The following is a 19813-nucleotide window of genomic DNA, read 5'->3' as shown; positions in this document are numbered from 1 at the left end:
TGTGCCTCACCGTGGACGCATGCCGCTCACATCGACCCTCCGCATGGCCGCCCTGGCCCTCCTCTGGGGCTCCGGCTTCCTCTGGATCAAGCTGGCCCTGAACCACGGCCTGTCCCCCGCCCAGATCACGATCACCCGCTGCGCCCTGGGCACGGCGGTGCTCCTCCTCCTGGCCCGCTCGGCAGGCCAACGCCTCCCCCGCGACCGCGCGACCTGGACCCGCCTCGCCATCGCGGCCCTCTTCTGCAACGCGATCCCCTTCGCCCTCTTCAGCATCGGCGAGCAGACGGTCGACTCGGGCATCGCGGGCGTACTGAACGCGACAACTCCCCTGTGGTCCCTGCTGCTCGGCATCCTCCTGGGCACCGACCGCGGACTGGGCCGCATCCGCCTGACCGGCCTGTTCCTGGGCTTCGCGGGCACGCTCCTGATCTTCGCCCCCTGGCAGCGCTCGGCGGGCCTGCTGACCTGGGGCGCCCTGTCCCTCCTGGCCGCCGCGGCGAGCTACGCCATCGCCTTCGCGTACATGGCCCGCAAACTCACCGACAAGGGCGCCCCGATCGCCATGTCGGCGGCCCAACTCCTGGCCGCCACAGCCTGGACGACCCTCTCCGTCCCCACCGCCGGCCCCCTGCACACCGACGCCACGGGCCTCCTGGCGATCACGGCCCTGGGCATCCTCGGCACGGGCGTCACCTTCTACCTCAACTACCGCCTGATAGCGGACGAGGGCCCCACCAGCGCGGCAACGGTCGGCTACCTGCTCCCGGTCGTCTCCGTCGCCCTGGGCGCCCTGGTCCTCAACGAGTCCACGGGCCCCCGCATCTGGGCAGGCATGGCAATAGTCCTGACCGGAGTGGCGATGACCCGCACCCGCAGGACGTCAGAAGGGGACGCGGCGGGGTGTCCGCCCGCAGCGGCTGGCGCGTCCGCGCCGGGCTCCCATTCGAAGGCCCCCCAATCGCGCCTGACCGAGGACGGATACCCCGCCGCGTCACCGACCATCGTCATCGAGCAGGCGCACGACGACGACCCGCAGAATCCTGGGACGGCCCAAACCACATCAGGGGCGCGGGGAACTGCGCGCTGAGCCCCCACCAACCAGCACCCGCTGAACAACCGCCGCCACCCCCTACCCCGTACCCCCTACCGCTCAGCGGCCCCATAGAACAACTCCTCAACAACGGCCCGAGCCCGCCGAGTAGTACGCCGATAGTCATCGAGCATGTCCCCCACATGCCCCGGCCCATACCCCAAGTACCGCCCCACGGAAGCAAGTTCACGCCCGTCGGAAGGGAACGTATCCCCCGCCCGCCCCCGCACCAGCATCACCGCATTCCGCACCCGCGTAGCCAGAACCCACGCCTCGTCCAGCGTCGAAGCATCCTCACCAGAGATCAGCTCCGCCGCACAGGCCGCCGCAAGAGCCTCCCGCGTACGAGTGGTCCGCAGCCCCGGCTCCGCCCACCCGTGCCGCAACTGAAGCAACTGAACGGTCCACTCCACATCCGACAGCCCACCCCGCCCCAGCTTGGTGTGCAACGTCGGATCGGCCCCGCGAGGCATCCGCTCGGACTCCATCCGGGCCTTCAACCGCCGGATCTCCCGCACGGCATCCTCGCCGAGCCCCTCCGCCGGATACCGCAACGGATCGACCAGCTCGATGAACCTCTGCCCCAACTCCTCGTCCCCGGCGACGACTTCGGCCCGCAGCAACGCATGGGCCTCCCACACGAGAGACCACCGGCGGTAATACGCCTCGTACGACTTCAGCGTCCGCACCAGCGGCCCGGACTTCCCCTCGGGCCGCAGATCCGCGTCGATCAACAACGGCGGATCGGCGCTCGACACCTGCAACAGCCGCCGCATCTCGGAGACAACGGAATTAGCGGCCCGAGAGGCCTCCTGCTCATCGGCCCCTTCCCGGGGCTCGTGCACGAACAGAACATCGGCATCGGACCCGTAACCCAGCTCGTGCCCGCCGAAGCGCCCCATCCCGATGACCGCGAACCGGGTGGGCAGAGTGTCCCCCCACCGGTCCCGTACCACGGCCCGCAACGCGCCCGCGAGCGTCGCCGCCGTCAGATCCGAGACGGCACCGCCGACCAGATCCACCAGCGCACCCTGGTCGGCGTGGGCCGGCGTCTCCTCGGTCCCGTAGGAGTTCACGATGTCGATGGCGGCCGTACGGAACAACTCCCGGCGCCGCACGCCACGCGCGGCGGTGACCGCGGCCTCGCCGCCACTGGCGCGCCCGACGGCCGCGAGGATCTCCTGTTCCAGATGGGCCCGGCTGCGGGGTTCGAGCCCGCCGCCGTCCCCGTCACCGAGCAGTGCCACGGCTTCGGGCGCCCGCATCAGCAGATCGGGGGCGAGCCGCCCGGCGGACAGCACCCGGGCGAGATTCTCGGCAGCGGCCCCTTCGTCCCTCAACAGCCGCAGATACCAAGGGGTCTTGCCCAACGCGTCGGACACCTTGCGGAAGTTGAACAACCCGGCGTCGGGGTCGGCGGAATCCGCGAACCACCCCAACAGAACGGGCAGCAGGGTCCGCTGGATGGCGGCCTTCCGGGAAACCCCGGAGGCGAGCGCCTCCAGATGCCGCAACGCGGCGGCAGGATCGGCGTACCCCAACGCGACCAGCCGCTCCCGAGCCGCGTTCGTACTCAACCGGCTCTCGCCCGGCGCGAGTTGGGCGACGGCATCGAGCAACGGCCGGTAGAAGAGCTTCTCGTGCAGCCTCCGCACCACGGAGGCGTGCCGCTTCCACTCCCGGTTCAGCTCGGCGATGGGGTCGGTGCGCAGCCCCAACGACCGCCCGATACGCCGCAGATCGGCGTCCTCCTCGGGCACGAGATGCGTACGCCGCAGCCGGAAGAGCTGTATGCGGTGCTCCATGGAACGCAGGAACCGGTAGGCGTCCTCGAGCAGCACGGCGTCGACGCGCCCCACGTATCCGCCCGCGGCCAGCGCCTTCAAGGCGTCCAGCGTGGTCCCGCTGCGCAACGACGTGTCGGCCCGCCCGTGCACCAACTGCAGCAGCTGCACGGCGAATTCGACGTCCCGCAGACCGCCCGGCCCGAGCTTCAGCTCGCGCTCGATCTCGGCGACGGGGATGTTCTCGACCACCCGCCGCCGCATCTTCTGCACATCGGGGACGAAGTTGTCCCGCTCGGCGGCCTGCCAGACGAGCGGCGCGAGCGTGGCGACGTACGTCTCGCCCAGATCAAGATCCCCGGCAACGGGCCGAGCCTTCAACAGAGCCTGGAACTCCCAGGTCTTGGCCCACCGCTGGTAATAGGCGAGATGGCTGCTGAGGGTCCGAACAAGCGGCCCATTGCGCCCCTCGGGCCGGAGATTGGCGTCGACGGGCCAGATCGACCCCTCCACCGTGGTCTCGGAACAGACCCGCATCAGATGCGAGGCCAGCCGGGTGGCGGCCCGCAGCGCCTTCCCCTCGTCGGCCCCGTCGACGGCCTCGCCGACGAAGATGACATCGACGTCGGAGACGTAATTCAGCTCGTGTCCCCCGCACTTGCCCATGGCGATCACCGCGAGCCGGCACATCGCGGCGTCCTCGGGCGCGGCCGCCCGGGCGATGGCGAGCGCGGCCCGCAGGGTGGCGGTCGCGAGGTCGGCCAGCTCGGCGGCGGTCTGCGCGACGTCGGTCGTCCCGCACACGTCGCGCGCGGCGATGGACAGCAGACACCGCCGGTAGGCGACCCGCAGCGTCACGGGGTCGGATGCCTCGGCGAGCCCGCGCTCGAACTCCGCGGTGCCCGGGTGCAGGTCCTGCGGCTCGTACATCACGAGGGCCTGCCAGTCGAGCGGATGCCGCGCGAGGTGGTCGCCGAGCGCGGCGGACGCGCCGAGCACCCCGAGCAGCCGGTCGCGCAGCGGCTTGGCCGCGATCAGCGTGTCGAGCAGCTCGCGCTGGGCCGTGTGACCGTCCTGCGCCTCGACGAGCCGTACGAGACCGAGCAGTGCCAGGTCCGGATCGGCGGTGGCGCCGAGCGCGTCGAGCAGCACCGGATCGTTCCGTATCGGCGCGAGTTCCGCGCTCTCCATGAGCCGTTCCGCGGCGGACGGATCGGTGAAACCGTGCCGCAGCAGCCGCGAGAAGGTACTGCTCCTGCGCCCCGGCGCCATCATCCCCGGCCTCCTGTTCCTCCCACGGGATCAAGGTCGTACGGCCCTGAGCCTAACCGGAGACCCTGAGGGAAGCGCCTGGACGCGGGCCGACGGTTTCAGCGGGCCACGACCGTCGTGGCCGGTCGGCGCGGGTCGACGAGCGCGTCCGGCCGTCGGCGGCCTGATGTTCCCGGAGGCGGAGGTCCTGTGACCGGCCGGCGGCCCACGCGGTGGCCGCCTGACCGATGAGTTTCGTCGGCGGGCGGGGTCTGCCCTGGTGAGGAATCATCCAGACATCCGCCCGTCCAGCAGGAGGAGCACTCATGGAACCGCGGGCCGAAGTAGACACGCGCTACAGCGACGAGACCGCCACCGCACGCCCCTGGGCCGAGGCCGAGGCGCTGCTGGCAGAGTCCGAGCTGTTCTGGATCTCGACGGTACGCCCCGACGGACGGCCTCACGTCACCCCGCTGCCGACGGTGTGGTCGGACGGCGCGTTGCACTTCTGCACCGGGCCCGAGGAGCGCAAGGCTCGCAACCTCGCGCTGAACCCGAGCGTCGTACTGACCACAGGCACCAACACCTGGAACAAGGGGTACGACCTCGTGGTGGAGGGCGAGGCGGTCCGGGTGTCCGACGACGACAGGCTGCGCGAGCTGGCCGAGGCGTGGGAGCGCAAGTACGGCAGTTTCTGGCACTTCGAGGTCGGCGACGGGCACTTCCACCACGGCGCCGGAAAGGCCCTCGTTTTCTCGGTGGCGCCCGGGACCGTTTTCGGCTTCGGTAAGGGAGAGCCGTTCAGCCAGACCCGCTGGCGGTTCGACGGACGCACGACCTGAAGGCACAACGCACGCGACACCACCGACGACAACCGCCTTACAGCAACCGCCATACGGCAACCGCTTTACAGCAAACGCCTACGACAATGCGTACGACAAAGGAGTCGTTCCATGGACATGGCCCTTGAAGTGATCACGCTTCCCGTCACCGACATCGACCGGGCGAAGGCCTTCTACCAGGACAAGGTCGGATTCCACGTCGACATCGACACCGAGGTCATGCCGGGCGCCCGCGTGGTCCAGCTGACACCCCCCGGTTCCGGCTGTTCGATCGCGCTCGCCGAGGGCGTGCCGATCCCGACGGGAACACCGCAGCCGGGCACGTACCACGGCCTGCAGCTGGTCGTGGCGGACGCCAAGGCGGCCTACGAGGAACTGACCGCCCGCGGCCTGGAGGTCAGTGAGCCCGTCCAGTACGCCCCCCAGGACGGGGGCACCTTCATGCACTTCACCGACCCGGACGGCAACGGCTGGGCCATCCAGGAATTCCGCGAGCGCGCCACAAAGCCCCTCCACAAGCTGATGACAGACCTGGCCGAGCAGACCCCGTGACGGATCCCCTCACCGGCTGATCCCACGGTCAGAGATCGCCGTCCCTGGTGACTGGTCCGCCCAGGTCGAAGGTCTCCTCGTCGGCAGAGCCCAGTACGACAGCAAGGCCCGGACCGCACGTCGCGGTCCGGGCCCTGCCCCGTGCGGTGCCGCCCTGCGGCGGCGGTGCGTCAGCTCTTTGCGGTGTCGTCGTCCGTCTGCTCGGCGGCCTCGGCTGCGGCTGCCTTCTCGCGCATCTTGCGCACCAGCTCCGCCTTCTGGTCAGCTGCGCCCTGGCGGTCGAGGTTGCGGTACGGGCCGTTGTTCTGCCGTTCGGCGCGGGACAGCTTCTTGCGCTGGCCGCCGCCCATGCCCACGGGATTGTTGATGTTCTTGCTCACGGTCACGGGTTCTCCCGGTAATGATGCGTAGTGATCTACGGATTCGTCGGTGGGGGACGGGCGGTGACGTCGAAGGACGTCAGCGGGGGCCCGTCACGCTCTCACTCGTAAATCGGCGTCTGGAAGAACATGACAACGACGTTACCCGGTTCCGTCGGCCCCGCGCACCAACCTTTTCGCCGCCCGGTATCCCCCGTGCATCGCCCCCGCATCGGCCGGGCCGCCGGCGAGCGCCTGGGGTCGGCCGTTTCCTTCCGGGAGCAGAGGCGGCCCAGGGGCAGTAGAACACCTTGGGGCCGACGGTCCACGACCGTCGGCCCCAAGGTGTCGAATCAGCTGGATACCTCGCTGACCTGCCCTTACAGCACCGGCAGGTTCTTCCGCAGCTCGAAGGCCGTCACCTCGGAGCGGTACTCCTCCCACTCCTGGCGCTTGTTGCGGAGGAAGAAGTCGAAGACGTGTTCGCCGAGGGTCTCGGCGACGAGGTCGCTGCGCTCCATGAGGGTCAGAGCCTCGCCGAGGTTCTGGGGAAGGGGCTCGATGCCCATCGCGCGGCGTTCGGCGTCGGAGAGGGCCCAGACGTCGTCCTCGGCGCCCGGCGGGAGCTCGTAGCCCTCCTCGATGCCCTTGAGGCCGGCGGCGAGGAGCATCGCGTACGCCAGGTACGGGTTCGCGCCCGAGTCGAGGGAGCGGACCTCCACCCGTGCCGACCCCGTCTTGCCGGGCTTGTACATCGGGACGCGGACCAGGGCCGAGCGGTTGTTGTGGCCCCAGCAGATGTACGAGGGAGCCTCGCCGCCGGCGCCTGCGGTGCGCTCGGAGCCGCCCCAGATGCGCTTGTAGGAGTTGACCCACTGGTTCGTCACCGCCGCGATCTCCGCCGCGTGCTTCAGCAGGCCCGCGATGAAGGAGCGGCCGACCTTGGAGAGCTGGTACTCGGAGCCCGACTCGTAGAAGGCGTTGCGGTCGCCCTCGAAGAGCGAGAGGTGCGTGTGCATGCCGCTGCCCGGGTGCTCCGAGAACGGCTTCGGCATGAACGTCGCGTTCACGCCCTGCTCCAGCGCCACCTGCTTCATGACCAGGCGGAACGTCATGATGTTGTCCGCCGTCGAGAGCGCGTCCGCGTAGCGGAGGTCGATCTCCTGCTGGCCCGGGGCGCCCTCGTGGTGCGAGAACTCGACCGAGATGCCCATCGACTCCAGCATGGTGATCGCCTGGCGGCGGAAGTCCATGCCGACGTTCTGCGGGGTGTGGTCGAAGTAGCCGGAGTTGTCGGCGGGCGTCGGGCGCGAGCCGTCGACCGGCTTGTCCTTCAGCAGGAAGAACTCGATCTCGGGGTGGGTGTAGAAGGTGAAGCCCAGGTCGGAGGCCTTGGCCAGGGCCCTCTTCAGCACGTACCGCGGGTCCGCGAAGGACGGCGAGCCGTCCGGCATCAGGATGTCGCAGAACATCCGGGCCGTGCCGGGAGCCTCCGCACGCCACGGCAGGACCTGGAAGGTCGACGGGTCCGGCTTGGCGATCATGTCGGACTCGTAGACGCGTGCGAAGCCCTCGATGGCCGACCCGTCGAAGCCGATGCCCTCGTCGAAGGCCTGCTCCAGCTCGGCCGGGGCCACGGCCACCGACTTGAGGAAGCCCAGCACGTCCGTGAACCACAGGCGTACGAAACGGATGTCGCGCTCTTCCAAAGTACGGAGCACGAACTCCTGCTGCTTGTCCATCTTCCGCTTCCACCCAATCTTGCTGGTCAGGCCGCCTGCTCCCGTCCCAGGGAGGCGGTCGGGCACCTGCGCATCACACCACAACAGCATTTCATGCGCGTTGCGGACCCAGATCGCCCGGCCGACCTCCGCCTGAACGCCTGACGTACGGCAGGTGTACTGCTCTGACGCCTATCTTGCCCGCTGAGCGCCGCGCATGTAATGGCCGGCCGCCGCAGTCTCCGGGCAGGTGACGAAACCCTCATTTGGCCATTCCTCCGGCCTCCCCGCGTACATCCACTTCTCCCCCACTACGATCAGTCGACCACACGACTGTCCCTTTTCCCCAGAAGGACCACCCCATGGGTTCCGCCAAGAAGACAGAGTCCAAGTCGCGCAAGGCGCGGATAGAGGAGATGCGGCGTGCCGAGCAGGCACGTGAGCGCCGCGGCCGGATCCTCACGATCACCGCGAGCGTGATCGTCGTCGCCGGTCTCGTGGCCGGCGGTGCGTTCCTGATCAACTCGCAGTCCGACGACAAGGACAGTGCGTCGGGCGACTCGAAGTCGACGTCGGGGAAGTTCGTCACGGGCAAGGACGGGGTGAAGACGTGGAGCACCAAGCTCACGCAGAACCACGTCACCAAGGACGTGAAGTACCCGATGGAGCCCCCGGTGGGCGGTGACCACAACCAGGTGTGGATGAACTGCAACGGCGACGTCTACACCAAGGCGATCAAGAACGTGAACGCCGTGCACTCGCTCGAGCACGGCGCGGTCTGGGTGACGTACAACAGCAAGGCGTCGGACGCGGACGTGAAGGCGCTCTCGGAGAAGGTCAAGAAGACCCCCTACACGCTGATGAGCCCGGTCGAGGACCAGAAGGACCCGATCATGCTCTCCGCGTGGGGCCATCAGCGTACGGTGACGAGTGCGAGCGACCCGAACGTCGCCAAGTTCTTCGAGACGTACGTCCAGGGCAAGCAGACGCCCGAGCCGGGCGCCGCCTGCACCAACGGCCTGTCGCAGTGAGGAAGATGAAGTTCGCCGGCTGGATCTCCGGAGTCGCCGCGGCCGTGGTCGTGGCGGCCGGGGCGATCACGTACGCGGTCGCCGACGGCGACGACTCCGGCATGAAGGCCCCGGCGGCCGACTCCGCGGACGCCGGCTTCGCGCGGGACATGGCGGTGCACCACCAGCAGGCCGTCGAGATGTCGTACATCGTGCGCGACCGCACCAAGAACGAAGAGGTACGGCGTCTCGCGTACGACATCGCGCAGACGCAGGCCAACCAGCGCGGCATGATGCTCGGCTGGCTGGACCTGTGGGAGCTGCCCAAGGTGTCGGCCGAGGAGCCCATGGCCTGGATGGACATGAGTGGCATGCCGTCCGCCGGGGACGGCTCACTGATGCCGGGCATGGCGACGACGGCCCAGATGGAGTCGCTGGGCAAGCTGAACGGCGAGGCCGCCGAGATCCGCTATCTGCAGCTCATGTACGCCCACCACATGGGCGGGGTGCACATGGCCAAGGGCTGCGTGGAACGGTGCCAGGTCGGCGTCGAGCGACGGCTCGCGCAGGGGATGGTCCAGGCGCAGGAGTCGGAGATGCAGCTCATCACCGACCTGCTGAAGAAGCGCGGCGCGAAGCCGCAGGCCTGAGCCCAAGTCCGCAGGCCTGCTTTCCGAAGCCGCAGGCCTGCGCCGGCGCTGAGCCACTGAGCCACTGAGCCACTGAGCCACTGAGCCACTGAGCCACTGAGCCGAGCCTGGCGGGACACCTCCCGGCCGGTAGCCACTGGGGCGCGAGACCCGGTTCATCTCGGGCATCGCACCCCAAATCCCTTGCACATACGGTTCCTTGGGCGCTTCTTGGCCCAGCCATGCCCCCGCCATTCCCCTGGCATGAACGGTTCATCGCAAGAGTGACCCCCATCCAGAGATCCATTAGGGGGTTCTCCATGAGATCCAACCGAGCCGCGGTGCGTGCCGGAGTGAGCATGGCGGCGACACTGCCTCTGCTCGCCGGTGCGCTGGCACTCGGCATACCCGCGGCCCATGCGTCGACCGACCCGGACGGCCGTGACACGCTCCAGGGCACCAAACCGCTGTGGGCCACCGCCCAGACGGACAAGGGAGCCACGGCGGACGCCTCCCGGGTCTCGGCCCGGGTCTACCTCGCCGGCCGGGACGCGGCGGGCCTGAGCGCCTACGCCAAGGCCGTCTCCGACCCGTCGTCGCCCTCGTACGGGAAGTACCTGAGCGCGCGGCAGACCGAGGCCCGCTTCGGCGCGACCAAGGCCCAAGTGGCCAAGGTGACCGCGTGGTTGAAGTCGGCGGGCCTGACCGTCACCGGCACCACACGGCACTACCTCTCGGTGACGGGCGAAGTGGCCGACGCGGAGAAGGCGTTCGGCACCCAGCTGCACAACTACGCCAAGGGCAAGAAGACCTACCGGGCGCCCACGAAGACCGCCTCGGCGCCCGCGGGCCTGAACGGCGCCGTCCTGACCGTCACCGGCCTGGACAACGCCCCGCACAAGGCGAACCACTCCGACACGCTGCCGCCGCCGGACGCCGTGTTCCACAACGCCGGACCGTTCTCCTCATACTACGGCTCGAAGACCGCGACGACGCTCCCGAAGGCGTACGGCACGAAGATCCCGTACGCCGTCAAGGGTTACACCGGCAAGCAGCTGCGGGCCGCGTACGGGGCGGGCCGGGCGACCGGCAAGGGCGTGACCGTGGCGATCACGGACGCGTACGCCTCGCCGACCATCGCGGCGGACGCGGCCACGTACGCGGCGAAGCACGGCGACGCGGCGTACGGCGGCGGGCAGTTGAGCCAGGTGCTGCCGACCCAGTACACGCGGACCGAGGAGTGCGGGGCCGCGGGCTGGTACGGCGAGGAGACCCTCGACGTCGAGGCCGTGCACGCCGTCGCGCCCGCCTCGAACATCGTCTACGTGGGCGCCGAGTCCTGCTACGACGACGATCTGCTCGACTCGCTCGGCAAGATCGTCGACGGACATCTCGCCGACATCGTCTCCAACTCGTGGGGCGACATCGAGGCCAACCAGACGCCGGACCTCGCCGCCGCCTACGACCAGGTCTTCCAGCTGGGCGCGATCGAGGGCATCGGCTTCTACTTCTCGTCGGGCGACAACGGCGACGAGGTCGCGCACACCGGTACGAAGCAGGTCGACACCCCGGCCAACTCGGCGTGGGTGACGGCGGTCGGCGGCACCTCGCTGGCCGTCGGCAAGGGCGACACGTACAAGTGGGAGACCGGCTGGGGCACGCTCAGGGCCACTCTGTCGGACGACGGCAGGAGCTGGACGGACTTCCCGGGCGCGTACACCTCCGGCGCGGGCGGCGGCACCAGCGCGACGGTGAAGCAGCCGTTCTACCAGCAAGGCGTGGTCCCGTCCGCACTCGCGAAGGCGAACGGCACGCAACCCATGCGAACGGTGCCGGACATCGCCGCGATCGCCGACCCCAACACCGGGTTCCTGGTCGGACAGACGCAGACCTTCCCGGACGGGACGCAGAAGTACGACGAGTACCGCATCGGCGGCACCTCGCTCGCCTCGCCGGTCATCGCGGGTATCCAGGCACTCGCCCAGCAGCAGCGCGGCGGCCATCCGATCGGCTTCGCCAACCCGGCGATCTACGACCGGTACGGCTCGAAGCTCTACCACGACGTCACGGACCGCCCCACGGGCCGCGACCTCGCGGTGGCGCGCGTCGACTTCGTCAACTCCTTCGACGCGTCGGAGGGCCTGCTGACCTCCGTCCGCAGCCTCGGCAAGGACAGCTCGCTGAAGGCCGTGCGGGGGTACGACGATGTCACCGGGGTGGGTTCGCCCGCGCCGGGCTATGTGACTTCATACCGTCGCTGAGGCTTGTTCTGTGTGATGCGCACCCGTCTCTCGTCCCTCCTCGACGAGTGGCGGGCGCGCTCATGTCCGCAGGATCGCGTCCGCGACGTCCTGGGGGCGGTCGAGCATGACCAGATGACCCGCGGGCTCGGACACCCGGAAGGCGCCGCCGAGTCGTTCGGCGAGCGCTCTCTGCCGGTCCAGCCAGCGAGGTGAGCCACCCTCGTACGCGGCGAGCACGGTGACGGGCGCGTCGAGCGGAGACCGGCCTCTCAGGGAGTCCAGCTCGACCGCCTGGTCCCGGTAGCGCCCGTTCTCGGCGAGGACCGCGTGCAGGAAACGGCTGGTGGAGTAGGCACGGCGGACGAGGTCGTCCGGGGCCGGATCACCGCCACCGTGCCGCCCGGCCCGGACGGCGGTACGCCGCAGGAAGGGCCCCAGGAGCCGCGGGACACCCGCGGCGGCCAGCAACGTGCCGCACGCGCGCGTGCACGCGTCCGCGAACTCGGGGGCCCTCCTGGCCCGGGGTGCCTCCTCGACGCTGGCGTCGACCAGCACGAGCCCGGCCGTCCGCTCCGGAAACAACCGGGCGAACGCCTCGCAGTGGAACCCGGCGAGCGAGTGCCCCACCACGGTCACGGGCGCACCGACCCCGGCCGCGTCGAGCACGCGCGCGATACGCTCCGCCTCACCGGTGAGCGTGGGCCACGCGCGCGCGTGGCCGCTGAGCCCGAGCCCCGGGCGGTCGAAGCGGATGACGGTGCGGTACGGGGCGAGGAGCGGGACCACGGGGTCCCAGTCGAACCAGGCCATCCCCAGACCGGCGCTGAGGACGCAGACGGGCCCGGTGCCGTCGACGCGGATGTGGTGGGGGACTCCAAGGATGCGTACGAAGGTCATGGGCGCGTGTCTCCGGAACCGGACGGCACACGTTCCCTGCCGCGCACGTCCAGGACCCGGTCACCAAGAGGTACGCCAGGAGTCGTGGGGCGCACGAGCGAGACGGCCAGCACCCCCAGCCAGACCGCGATGACGCCCACCTGAAGGCGTTGGGCCACGCCGAGGCCCCAGCCGACGTGGCCCGCCTCCAGCGCGGCGACGGCGGCCAGCGTCCAGGCGGTGGCGGCCAGTTCGAGCGTCACCAGGGCGGGGCCGGAGCGGGCGAGGGGCGCCCGGGGCGCGTACCGGCGGGCGGTGAGGGTGAGGGCCACCATGGCGACGAGGATGCCGCACAGGGCGACGGTACTGCTCACGGAGTGCGCGGAATGGGCCACCGGCAGCAGGCCCGCGCGCTCCTGGGCGGCGCACGCGAGGTCCGCGGTGGGGGCGCAGCTGAGCGGCAGTCGGGAGTCGACGGCTGTGGCCGTACCGAACAGAACGAGTGCGATCCAGCCGACCCTTGTCCACCACCCCGGGGAGGGCAGCCGGAGCGATGCCAGCAGGCCGGCGGCCCACACCAGGACGCCTGCGACCAGGTCCGTCGTGCGGAACAGGGTGCCGTGCGGCTGGTTCCTGGCGGCCAGTTCGCTCACGTACGTGTGCGCGGGGGCGAGGTCTGTCGTCAGGACGACCTCGAGTGCCCAGGCGGTGTACGCGAGCGCGCCGAGGGCCAGGAGGGTGGCTGTGGTCGGGCGGGGCTTGATCATTGGTGCCCATGATCGAGGCGGGGGCCTTGTTCCGCATGTTCGCCGCCTGCGGCCCGGTGGGGGCTGATCGCGCAGTTCCCCGCGCCCCCGAGGTGAGTGGGGGTTCATGTCGTGCGTCGACCGCGGCCCGGCGGGGGCTGAGCGCGCAGTTCCCCGCGCCCCCGAGGTGAGTGGGGGTTCATGTCGTGTGTCCACTGCGGCCCGGCGGGGGCTGAGCGCGCAGTTCCCCGCGCCCCTTAAAAGCAGGGGCTGCCGCCCCCAAGGACAAGAGCCAGGGGCGCGGCCCCGCTCGGGTCAGGACGTCTGAGCGGGACGGGCGCCGGGCCGGCACCCGTCCCCGGGACGTGAGGGGACGTGCCGGGACGTGCGAGCGCCGCGCTTCCCGGCCCACCCGACTTCCCACAGAGCAAGCTCGGATGTCCCGGCGCGTCCCCGCCCCACCACGAACCCAAGGGGCGCGGGGAACTGCGCGACCAGCCCCCACCAACCCGCGGACAACCACCGGCGGTACCACCGGAGCTCACCGACGGACAGCAGTCTCCACCCGCCGCGGAACACCCCCGGCAACAACCCGTCCGGCACGAACCGTCACCCGCCGACGATCCACCACGTACGCGACCGCAGCCACCCCCAGCCCCAGAACCGCAAGCCCCGCACCCGCCAGCGCAGGCGACGTCGTACCGAAACCCGCCGCCAGCGTGAGCCCACCGATCCACGCCCCACCGGCATTGGCAAGGTTGAACGCGGCCTGGTTGGCGGACGAGGCCAGCGACGGCGCCGAGGACGCCTTCTCCATGACCATCAGCAGAAGCGGCGAGCTGGTGACGAACGCCGCCGTACCAAGCAGCACCACAGCCACGCCCGCACTCCAGGCCGTACCCATCAGCACAGGGAAGAGCACAAGAACCGCCACCAGCGAGACAAGCCCGCCGAACAACGTGCCCCGCATCCACCGGTCGGCCAGCCGGCCACCGAGCAGGTTGCCGATCGTCGCGCCCACCCCGAACAGCGCGAGCAGCAGCGTCACACTGGAGTCGGCGTACCCGGCGGAGTCCGTGAGCATCGGCGTGATGTAGCTGTACGCCGAGAAGAGCGCACCGAAGCCGGCGACGGTCGTAGCGAGGGCCAGCCAGACCGGCAGTGACTTGAGCGCGGCCAGTTCGCTGCGGAGTCCCGCGGCGGGCGCATGAGAGCCGTCACGCGGCAGCACCAGCGCCAGCGACGCGATGGCCACAAGACCGATCACGCTGACGCCCAGGAACGTGGCGCGCCAGCCGAAGTTCTGGCCGACCAGCGTCGCGGCGGGCACACCCGCGATGTTCGCGACGGTCAGTCCGAGGAACATCATCGAGACGGCGCGAGCCTTGCGCTCGGCGGGAACCAGACCGGTGGCGACAACGGCTCCGACGCCGAAGAACGCGCCGTGCGGCAGGCCGCTGAGAAAACGAGCGGCAAGCAGAGAGTGGTGGTCGGGGGCGAAGGCCGAGAGCGTGTTGCCCACGACGAACAGCACCATGAGACCGATCAGGACCTTGCGGCGGGACATCCGGGCGGTCACCGCGGCGAGCAGCGGGGCGCCGATGACGACACCGATCGCGTACGCCGAGACCAGGTGTCCCGCGCTGGGGATCGAGATGTTGAGGTCGTCCGCGACGTCGGGCAGCAGGCCCATCATCACGAACTCGGTGGTGCCGATGCCGAAGGCGCCCACGGCTAGGGCGAGCAGGGCCAGGGGCATGAGGGACCTTCCAAACGAGTGCGGTGTTCCGTACAGCTTATGTTCATCTCCGGAACAAAGCGTCTCAGGCCCAGTATTCCCAGGGGTTACGAGCCGGTTGCGGAAAGCTTCACGCGAGCGGCGATCGGAAGATGGTCGCTGCCCGTCTCCGGGAGCGTCCAGGAGGTGACCGGCTCGACGCCCTTGACCATGATCTGGTCGATCCGGGCCATCGGGAACGACGCCGGCCAGCTGAACCCGAAGCCGCTGCCCGCCGCGCCCTGTGTGGAGCGCAGCTGCGAGGTGACGGCGTTCAGCGCGCGGTCGTTCATCGTGCCGTTCAGGTCGCCGAGCAGGGCGACCTGCGGGAGCTTCTCGTCGGCGATGGCCTCACCGAGCGCGTCGGCGCTCTTGTCACGCTGGCGCGCGGTGAACCCGGCCTCCATCTTCACCCGCACGGAGGGGAGATGGGCCACATAGACCGCGAGCTTCCCCTCCGGCGCGGTGACCGTGGCCCGCATCGCGCGCGTCCAGCCGAGCTTGATGTCGACCGGCCGGGACTCGCTCAGCGGGTACTTGCTCCACAGGCCGACCGTGCCCTGCACGGAGTGGTACTTGTACGTCGAGTCCAGGGCCTGCTCGTACACCGGGACCGCCGAGGCCGTCAGCTCCTCCAGGGCCACCACGTCGGCGCCGGACGCGGCGACGTCGCGGGCCGTGCCGGCCGGGTCCGGGTTGTCGGCGTTGACGTTGTGCGTGGCGACGGTGAGATTTCCGCCACCGCCGGTGCGGTCGGCGAGCAGTCCGCCGAAGAGGTTGAGCCAGACGATCGCGGGCAGCAGTACGGCGATCAGCGCGGTCGCGGACCTGCGGACCAGCGCGAGGACCAGCAGCACCGGGATGAGGACGGCCAGCCAGGGCAGGAAGGTCTCCGTGAGGCTGCCGAGGTTGCCGATGGTGTTCGGGATCCGCGCGTGCAGCCCCATGACCAGGGACAGTACGAGGGCGAACGCGGCGAGGACGATGCCCCGGCGCCAGATGCCCCGGTCGTTGCGGAGGGTGGAGAGCAGGCGCCGAAGCCGGGGTTCTCTGCGGTCGGACCCCTGGTCACCGCTGCCCGTCTCCGTCTTGTACGCCTGCGCCATACCGTCGCCTCACCAAGTGCCGTGCACACCATCCCTGCGCCTAAGACCCTAGGGGATGATCGCGTTTGTTCTCGCCGTGCCATGACGGCCGTATGGGCACGAGGACGAAAGAGCCGACGTGAGGAGTTCCGGTTGCGGGCCCGGCAGGGGTGGTCTGTGACGAAACGCGCACATTGCCGCGGGGGTTGGCGGCCCTCTGCGGTGCCTTCATCGGTGCCTTCATCGGTGCGTTCAGGAGGCGGCGGGCCCAAGTCCCGCCAGGACCGTGTCGACGATCCGTTCGGGCAGGCCCTCCTCCAGCTCCGCGTCCGGGCGGACGACGGCGCGTACGAGCATGGGGCCCACGAAGAGGTCGTTGGCCAGTTCCACGTCGATGTCCGCGCGGAGTTCGCCGTTGAGCTGGCCGCGGCGCAGCACGTCGAACGTCTTGCGGCGGCGCGGTTCGATGACGGCCGAGTGGTAGACCTTCCACAGCTTGGGGCTGCTCTTCATCTGCGCGTGGACGTTGTGCATGATCGCCGAGGAGCGGTTGAGCAGACCCTGCTGCCGCAGCGATTCGAGCAGGATGATCAGGTCCTCGCGCATGGAGACGCCGGGCAGTTCGGGGTCGGGCGGTTCGGCGGTGCGCAGCACGTCGCAGAAGAGTTCCTCGCGACCGCTCCAGCGCCGGTAGATGGTGGCCTTTCCCACACCGGCGATGCGGGCGACCCGCTCGATGGAGATGTCCGCGAGCGGGATGCCCTCCTCCAGCAGCTTCATGACGCCCTCGATGATGGCGCGCTCGACGGCCTCGCTGCGCGGGCGCCCTCTGGCGGGTCCGCCCCCGCCGACCGCCCCCGCCTCCTTCTCCGCGACGCCCACGTCCTCGCTCCGCTCTCGAATCCCGTTGTTCCGCCGCCCGTGTCCGGCCGGCCGCCCCGTTGATTCTCCCCGGTGCGCGGGGAGTTCGGTCACTCGCCGTCCCGGGTGGCCGGATCCTTGCCGTACGGCTCAGTTGTCCGCGCTCACCAGCTCCGCTTCCTTGTCCGCCGGGGCCGGTGTGCGGCCCGGCAGCCACAGTCCGACGACCACGGCGCCGACGAGGGCGACACCCGCGCCGCACAGGGCCGTGACGTGCATCGCGTGCAGGAAGGCGTCGTTGGCCGGGCCGACGAGGGCGTCTCCCTCGGGGCCGAGCTTCGCGGCGAAGCCGAGCGTCGCCTCGATGGACTCGCCCGCGCTGTGCCGGGCCGCGGCCGGCAGCTTGTCCTCGATGCCCGAGCGGTACGCGGCGGACAGGACCGAGCCGAGTACGGCGATGCCGAGGGCGCCGCCGACCTGGCGGAACGTGTTGCTGAGCGCGGAGGCGGAGCCGGCCTTCTCGCGGGGCAGGGCCTGCATGATCACGACGCTGGTGGGCGTCATGATGTGCGCCATGCCGGTGCCCATGAGGAAGAAGACGACCTCCAGGATCCAGATCGGCGTGTCCGCCTCAAGACCGGCGAACGCGGCGAGCATGGCGGCGATGAGGAGCATGCCGCCGGTGGTGGTGGCCTTGTTGCCGAAGCGGTCCACGACCAGCCGGGCACGCGGCGCGAAGACGAGCTGCGCGACGGCCAGCGGCAGCATCAGCAGGCCGGTCTGCAGGGGCGAGTAGCCGCGCACGCTCTGGGTGTAGAAGACGGCGAAGAAGGTGACGCCCATCAGCGCGAAGAACACGAGCGCGATGGCGCTGATCGCCGACGAGAAGACCTTGTCCTTGAAGTACGTGACGTCGATCGACGGATGGCTGCTGCGCTTCTCGAACACCACGAAGCCGACGAGTACGGCGAGTCCGGCGCCGATGGTCGCGAGGACCGTGGGGTCCGTGAAGTCGGCGAGCTGGCCGCCCTTGATGATGCCGTAGACGAGCAGGACGAGCCCGATGACGGACAGCACCACGCCCACCGGGTCGATCCGGCCCGGCTTCGGGTCGCGGGAGTCGGGGACCAGCCAGATCATCAGGCCCAGGGCGAGGATCACGATCGGCACGTTGATCAGGAAGACCGAGCCCCACCAGAAGTGGTCGAGGAGTACGCCTCCGGTGATCGGGCCGATGGCGATGGCGAGGCCTACGCCGCCCGCCCAGATTCCGATGGCCTTCGGCTGCTCGTCGCGCTCGAAGACGTTCATGAGGACCGCGAGGGTGGCCGGCATCACAAAGGCGGCGCCGAGGCCCATCACCGCGCGGAACGAGATGAGCTCGACCGGCGTCCCGGAGGAGGCCGCGAGCGCCGAGCCGACACCGAAGACGAAGAGCCCGCCGAGCAGGACCTTCTTGCGTCCGAGCCGGTCACCGAGGAGGCCCGCGGAGAAGAGCAGGCCCGCGAAGACGAGGGTGTAGGCGTTGATGGCCCATTCCAGCTCGCTCTGGGTGGCCCCCAGGCCGGTCGGGGCGGGCGTCGAGATGGTCTTGATCGCGACGTTCAGGATCGAGTTGTCCAGGACGACGATCAGCAGGCTCAGCATCAGGACGCCGAGGATCGCCCAGCGGCGCCGGTGCACGGCTTCCGGTATGCGGGTGGCGGGGGCGGCGGGAGTTGTCATGCCGAAAAGCCTAGGGGGGATTCGATACGAGACCGTCTCGTATTTGAAATCCTTTACCGAGACCTTACGGGCCCGTGGGGAGCGGGTGCCCCCTCTCGTGGGGAGCGGGTGCCCCCTCTAGCCGTTCCCTGGCACGAGGTGCCACCATGGAGGGGATCCGGAGACGCCGTGAGGGCGCTTCGAGATGACAGAAGGAGCCGTTGCAATGACGCAGCTTTCGGCTGCCCGGGCGACCACCGACAGCAGCAGTAGGGCGCTGTACGGAGGCAAGGGCACACGCCGCATCACCGTCCGCGACATCACCACCGCCAAGGAACGCGGCGAGAAGTGGCCGATGCTCACCGCGTACGACGCGATGACCGCGTCCGTCTTCGACGAGGCCGGCATCCCGGTCATGCTCGTCGGCGACTCGGCGGGCAACTGCCACCTCGGGTACGAGTCGACCGTGCCCGTCACCCTCGACGAGATGACCATGCTCTCGGCCGCCGTCGTACGGGGCACCTCGCGCGCCCTGATCGTCGGTGACCTGCCCTTCGGGTCCTACCAGGAGGGACCGGTGCAGGCGCTGCGCTCGGCGACCCGGCTGGTGAAGGAGGCCGGGGTCGGGGCGGTGAAGCTGGAGGGCGGCGAGCGGTCGCACCGGCAGATCGAGCTGCTCGTGGAGTCCGGTATCCCGGTGATGGCGCACATCGGTCTCACCCCCCAGTCCGTGAACTCGATGGGCTACCGCGTCCAGGGGCGTGGCGAGGAGGCCGCCCAGCAGCTTCTGCGGGACGCCAAGGCCGTCCAGGACGCGGGCGCGTTCGCGGTCGTCCTGGAGCTGGTTCCCGCGGAGCTGGCCGCCGAGGTGACCCGGGTGCTGCACATCCCCACGGTGGGGATCGGGGCGGGGCCCGACACCGATGCGCAGGTTCTCGTCTGGACGGACATGCTCGGGCTCACCGGGGGCAAGATGCCTCGGTTCGTGAAGCAGTACGCCAATCTGCGTGAGGTCATGGGCGATGCCGCCAAGGCGTTCGCCGATGACGTCGTCGGCGGAACGTTCCCTCTGGAGGAGCACTCCGTCCACTAGTCCACTGTGGCACCAGGCAGCCCGCCGATCTTCCCCCGTCGGCGGGCTGCCCTTTTGCTCCGCGGGCCGGGCTGTGATCGGGTGCGGGCCCGGTGGGGGGGGGGGGGGGGGGGGGGGGGGGGGGGGGGGGGGGGGGGGCGGGGGGGCGGGGGGGCGCCGCCGCGGGGGGGGGGGGGCGGGGGGGCGG

The 19813-nt window shown here is 70.1% G+C and carries 16 protein-coding genes; 7 read left to right on the top strand and 9 right to left on the bottom strand.

Features of this window, described 5'->3' with window-relative positions; translation table 11 throughout:
- The first annotated feature begins 19 nt into the window (after positions 1-19).
- Positions 20-1090 carry a DMT family transporter gene (locus tag ACIBEI_RS28665; RefSeq protein WP_398893130.1) on the top strand — a complete coding sequence of 357 codons (1071 nt, stop codon included), beginning with the start codon at positions 20-22 and terminating at the stop codon, positions 1088-1090.
- 56 nt (positions 1091-1146) lie between these two features.
- On the opposite strand, the gene ACIBEI_RS28660 is transcribed toward ACIBEI_RS28665, so the two are convergent.
- Positions 1147-4152, bottom strand: a complete 3006-nt coding sequence (locus ACIBEI_RS28660) for a bifunctional [glutamine synthetase] adenylyltransferase/[glutamine synthetase]-adenylyl-L-tyrosine phosphorylase (protein WP_398893129.1) — start codon at positions 4150-4152, stop codon at positions 1147-1149.
- A gap of 302 nt (positions 4153-4454) precedes the next feature.
- On the opposite strand from ACIBEI_RS28660, the gene ACIBEI_RS28655 reads away from it, so the two are divergent.
- Both ACIBEI_RS28655 and ACIBEI_RS28650 read left to right on the top strand, forming a co-directional pair.
- Positions 4455-4970, top strand: a complete 516-nt coding sequence (locus ACIBEI_RS28655) for a pyridoxamine 5'-phosphate oxidase family protein (RefSeq protein ID WP_398893128.1) — start codon at positions 4455-4457, stop codon at positions 4968-4970.
- A gap of 111 nt (positions 4971-5081) precedes the next feature.
- Positions 5082-5522: a VOC family protein gene (locus ACIBEI_RS28650; protein ID WP_398893127.1), complete on the top strand. Its 441-nt coding sequence runs from the start codon at positions 5082-5084 to the stop codon at positions 5520-5522.
- Between the two features lie 170 nt (positions 5523-5692).
- Here the strand turns inward: ACIBEI_RS28650 and ACIBEI_RS28645 are convergent, their stop codons facing one another.
- Positions 5693-5908: a DUF6243 family protein gene (locus ACIBEI_RS28645; RefSeq protein WP_398893126.1), complete on the bottom strand. Its 216-nt coding sequence runs from the start codon at positions 5906-5908 to the stop codon at positions 5693-5695.
- Positions 5909-6261: 353 nt separating this feature from the next.
- Positions 6262-7623 (bottom strand): type I glutamate--ammonia ligase, encoded by a 1362-nt coding sequence (gene glnA, locus ACIBEI_RS28640; RefSeq protein ID WP_307525202.1) that lies wholly within the window; start codon positions 7621-7623, stop codon positions 6262-6264.
- 341 nt (positions 7624-7964) lie between these two features.
- Between glnA and ACIBEI_RS28635 the strand changes: the two genes are divergently transcribed.
- From ACIBEI_RS28635 to ACIBEI_RS28625, 3 genes are all read left to right on the top strand, one after another.
- The gene (locus ACIBEI_RS28635) at positions 7965-8633 is read left to right on the top strand and encodes a DUF3105 domain-containing protein (RefSeq protein WP_398893125.1); all 669 of its coding nucleotides are present in this window, start codon (positions 7965-7967) and stop codon (positions 8631-8633) included.
- Positions 8634-8638: 5 nt separating this feature from the next.
- Positions 8639-9262 (top strand): DUF305 domain-containing protein, encoded by a 624-nt coding sequence (locus ACIBEI_RS28630; RefSeq protein WP_398893221.1) that lies wholly within the window; start codon positions 8639-8641, stop codon positions 9260-9262.
- 299 nt (positions 9263-9561) lie between these two features.
- Positions 9562-11502: a protease pro-enzyme activation domain-containing protein gene (locus ACIBEI_RS28625; RefSeq protein ID WP_398893124.1), complete on the top strand. Its 1941-nt coding sequence runs from the start codon at positions 9562-9564 to the stop codon at positions 11500-11502.
- 60 nt (positions 11503-11562) lie between these two features.
- On the opposite strand, the gene ACIBEI_RS28620 is transcribed toward ACIBEI_RS28625, so the two are convergent.
- The 6 genes from ACIBEI_RS28620 to ACIBEI_RS28595 all read right to left on the bottom strand — a co-directional run bounded on the left by ACIBEI_RS28620 (position 11563) and on the right by ACIBEI_RS28595 (position 18554).
- On the bottom strand, positions 11563-12381 hold the full coding sequence (locus ACIBEI_RS28620; RefSeq protein ID WP_398893123.1) for an alpha/beta fold hydrolase: 819 nt from the start codon (positions 12379-12381) through the stop codon (positions 11563-11565).
- Positions 12378-13127, bottom strand: coding sequence for a DUF998 domain-containing protein (locus ACIBEI_RS28615; protein ID WP_398893122.1), 750 nt, complete (start codon positions 13125-13127; stop codon positions 12378-12380). Before ACIBEI_RS28615 ends, ACIBEI_RS28620 begins: the two co-directional genes overlap by 4 nt.
- 520 nt (positions 13128-13647) lie before the next feature.
- The gene (locus tag ACIBEI_RS28610; RefSeq protein WP_398893121.1) at positions 13648-14865 is read right to left on the bottom strand and encodes an MFS transporter; all 1218 of its coding nucleotides are present in this window, start codon (positions 14863-14865) and stop codon (positions 13648-13650) included.
- Positions 14866-14951: 86 nt separating this feature from the next.
- A complete protein-coding gene (locus tag ACIBEI_RS28605; RefSeq protein ID WP_398893120.1) occupies positions 14952-15989 on the bottom strand; it encodes an endonuclease/exonuclease/phosphatase family protein in 1038 nt (345 codons plus the stop codon).
- Positions 15990-16220: 231 nt separating this feature from the next.
- A complete protein-coding gene (locus tag ACIBEI_RS28600; protein WP_398893119.1) occupies positions 16221-16850 on the bottom strand; it encodes a TetR/AcrR family transcriptional regulator in 630 nt (209 codons plus the stop codon).
- A 129-nt stretch (positions 16851-16979) separates the two neighbouring features.
- Positions 16980-18554, bottom strand: coding sequence for an MFS transporter (locus ACIBEI_RS28595; protein WP_398893118.1), 1575 nt, complete (start codon positions 18552-18554; stop codon positions 16980-16982).
- 205 nt (positions 18555-18759) lie between these two features.
- Here ACIBEI_RS28595 and panB point away from each other — a divergent pair, with 205 nt between their 5' ends.
- Entirely contained in the window at positions 18760-19626 is an 867-nt protein-coding gene (panB, locus tag ACIBEI_RS28590) for a 3-methyl-2-oxobutanoate hydroxymethyltransferase (RefSeq protein WP_269651973.1), read from the top strand.
- The last annotated feature ends 187 nt before the right edge of the window (positions 19627-19813 follow it).

It is taken from the genome of Streptomyces sp. NPDC050988, from assembly GCF_044456225.1.
Classification (GTDB): Bacteria; Actinomycetota; Actinomycetes; order Streptomycetales; family Streptomycetaceae; genus Streptomyces.
This window is presented reverse-complemented; position numbering and strand designations above follow the sequence as displayed.